Source organism: Streptomyces ziwulingensis, assembly GCF_039542605.1.
Classification (GTDB): Bacteria; Actinomycetota; Actinomycetes; order Streptomycetales; family Streptomycetaceae; genus Streptomyces; species Streptomyces ziwulingensis.
In genome coordinates, this window is record NZ_BAABIG010000111.1 from 1 (window position 1) to 3467 (window position 3467).

Annotated in this window: 1 protein-coding gene; it reads left to right on the forward strand. The window is 75.2% G+C overall.

The window, feature by feature from the left end:
- Positions 1 to 3467: condensation domain-containing protein (locus ABEB00_RS35540; RefSeq protein WP_345624870.1), on the forward strand; the 3467-nt coding region annotated here is incomplete at both ends.

Here is a 3467-nt window from a genome sequence, read left to right on the forward strand (position 1 = left end):
GGCCCGGGGAGAAGCGGCTGGTCGGGTACGTCGTCCCCGACGGTGCCGGTGCGGACGCCGAGGCGCTGCGCGGGGAGCTGGCGAGGGTGCTGCCCGACCACATGGTCCCGGCCGCCCTGATCGTGCTCGACGCGCTGCCCCTGACCGCCAACGGCAAGGTGGACTCCAAGGCACTGCCCGCACCGGACTTCGCGGGCCGGGTGACGGGACGTGAGCCGCGCACCGACGCCGAGCGCGCCCTGTGCGAGATCCTCGCGGCCGTCCTGGGCCTGGAACGGGTCGGCGCCGAGGACGACTTCTTCCACCTCGGCGGGGACTCCGTCACCTCGATGCAGGTCGTCGCCAGGGCCGCACGGGCCGGCTGGACCCTGACCCCGCGCCAGGTGTTCGACCTGCGGACGCCCGAACGGCTCGCGCTCGCCGCCCGGCCGGCCGGGAAGAGCGCCCCCACCAAGCCCGAGGACGGCGTGGGCGAAGTGCCCTGGACACCCGTCATGCGCGCCCTGGGCCGCGCCGCGACCCGGCCCGGGTTCGCACAGTGGGCGGTCGTCGCCGCGCCGCCGGCGCTGAACGAGAAGACGCTCGCCACCGCCCTCGCCACCCTCCTGGACACCCACGACATGCTGCGGGCCCGGACGGCGGCCGACGCGCCGGCCCTCGTGGTCGCGGGCCGCGGCACCACGGACGCCACCGGCCTCGTGACTCGGGTCGAGCCCCGGACCGACGAGGACCCCGACCACACCGTCGAGCGTGCGGCTCGGGAGGCGGCGGACCGGCTGGATCCGGTGGCCGGGGTGATGGTGCGGCTGGTGTGGGTGGACGCGGGTGCGGAGCGGGCCGGCCGGCTGGTCCTGGTCGTGCACCACCTGGTGGTGGACGGGGTGTCGTGGCGGATTCTGCTGCCCGATCTGCGGGCGGCGTGCGAGGCGGCCGCGGCGGGCCGGGTCGCGGAACTGGACCCGGTGGCCACGTCGTTCCGGCGCTGGGCCACGCTGCTGGAGTCCGAGGCACAGGACGAGACGCGCCTCGCGGAACTGGACGGCTGGCGGGAACTGCTGGCCGCCGACAGCGACCGAGGCGCCGACAGCGACCGAAGTGACGGAAAGGGCGCCGGAGCGGACGACGGTGACGGCGGCAGCGGCCGAGGCGACGGCGAAGGCACCGGGGCCGGTGACGGCGGCGGACATGCCCTGATCGGCACCCGCCCGCTCGACCCGGCCCGGGACACCGCCGCCACCCTCCGACACCGCTCCTGGACCCTGTCCGGCGCCTCGGCCCACGACCTCATCGGCCGTACCGCCGGCACCTTCCACTGCGGCGTCCACGAGGTGCTGCTCGCCACCCTGGCGGGCGCGGTCGCCCGCTCGTGGTCCGGCACCCGGGGCGCGCTGCTGGTGGAAGTGGAGGGCCACGGCCGCGCTCCCCTGTCCGACGCGGACCTCTCCCGCACGGTCGGCTGGTTCACCAGCGCCCACCCGGTGCGGCTCGACCTGACCGGCGTCGACATGGACGACGCGCTGGCCGGGGGACCTGCGGCCGGGGCGCTGCTGAAGACGGTGAAGGAGCAGTCCCGCGCGATTCCCGGCGACGGGCTCGGTCACGGACTGCTGCGCCACCTCAACCCCGGCACGGCACCGGTGCTCGCCCAACTGCCCGCCCCCCAAGTGGGCTTCAACTACCTCGGCCGTTTCCCCGCCGCCCCGGCGGAACCCGCCCCCTGGCAGCCCACCGGCCCCACCGCCCTCGGCGGCTCCGTCGACCCGGACATGCCGCTGCCGCACCCGGTCGAGGCCGCCGCCGTGGTCCGGGACACCCCGCGCGGCCCGGTGCTGACCCTCACCCTGAACTGGGCCGGGAACGTCCTGGACGCCACCGACGCCGAGCACCTCGGCACCTCCTGGCTCGCCCTCCTCACCGGCCTGGCCGAGCACCTCACGGACCCCTCGGCCGGCGGCCACACCCCCTCCGACTTCGCCCTCCTCGACCTCACCCAGGCCGACGTGGCGGAACTGGAGACCGCGGTCCCCGGCCTCACCGACGTCTGGCCGCTCTCCCCGCTCCAGGAAGGACTCCTCTTCCACACCGCCTACGACGGCCGGGGCGCCGACGTCTACGAGACCCAGCGGGTGCTCGACCTGTCCGGACCGCTGGACGCGGGCCGCCTGCGCCGGTCCTGGCACGCCCTCGTTGCCCGGCACGACATGCTCCGGGTGAGCTTCCACGAGCTGGCCGACGGCCGCAGCGTCCAGGTCGTCGCCGGCCAGGCCGAGCCCCAGTGGCGCGAGGCGGACCTGTCCGGACGTACGGAGGCGGACGCGCTCGCCGAGGCCGAGACCCTGGCGGAACAGGAACGCGCCGCCCGCTTCGACCTGACCGGGCCACCGCTGCTGCGGCTGCTCCTGATCCGCCTCGGCGCCCGCCGCCACCGCCTCGTCATGACCTCCCACCACATCCTGCTGGACGGCTGGTCCACCCCGATCGTCCTGGACGAGGCGTCCCGGATCTACGCCGCCGACGGTGCCGCCTCCGGTCTCGGCCCGGCGCCCTCCTTCCGCGACCACCTGGCCTGGCTGGCCCGGCAGGACAAGGAGACGGCACGTGAGGCGTGGCGGGCCGAACTGGCGGGTGCCGACGAACCCACGTCGATCGCCCCGGCGGCCGCGGGCCGGGAGACGGCGGCGACGGAAGGCGACTCGGTGCTGCTCTCCGAGGAGCTGACCCGGGCGCTCACCACCGTGGCCCGGGACCACGGGCTGACGCTGAACACCCTCGCGCAGGGCGCCTGGGCGATGGTGCTCAGCCGGCTCGCCCGGCGCACGGACGTCGTGTTCGGCATCTCCGTCGCGGGCCGCCCGCCCGAGCTGGCCGGTGTCGAGTCGATGGTGGGGATGTTCCTCAACACGCTGCCGGTACGGGTCCGGCTCGACGGCGAGGAGAGCGTGACCGGGATGCTGACCCGGCTTCAGGCCCGCCAGTCCGCCCTGCTCGCCCACCAGCACGTCGGCCTCGCGGAGATCCAGTCGCTCTGCGGCGCGGGTGCCGTGTTCGACACCATGCTGATGTTCGAGAACTACCCCGGTGACACCTCCGGCCCCGCCGCCGGGGACGACGCCCTCGTCGTGGAACGCGTCCGGACCCGGGCCGGCACCAGCTATCCCCTGGCGGTCGGTGTCATGCCCGGCGACCGCATGCGGGTGCACGTCACCTACCGGCCCGACCTGTTCGCCCGCGACGAGGCCCTCCACGTGGCCCGGCAGGTCGAACGGGTCCTGGAACAACTGGCCGCCGACCCCTCCGCACCGGTCGGGCGGATCGACGTCCTGGGCCCGCTGGAACGCGGACTGGTGGTACGGGGATGGAACCACACCACCGACCGGACACCGGCGGCCTCCGTACTGGAATTGTTCCGGGAGCGGGTGACGCGGTCACCGGGTGCGGTGGCTGTGGTCGAGGGTGCGGGTGCGGTG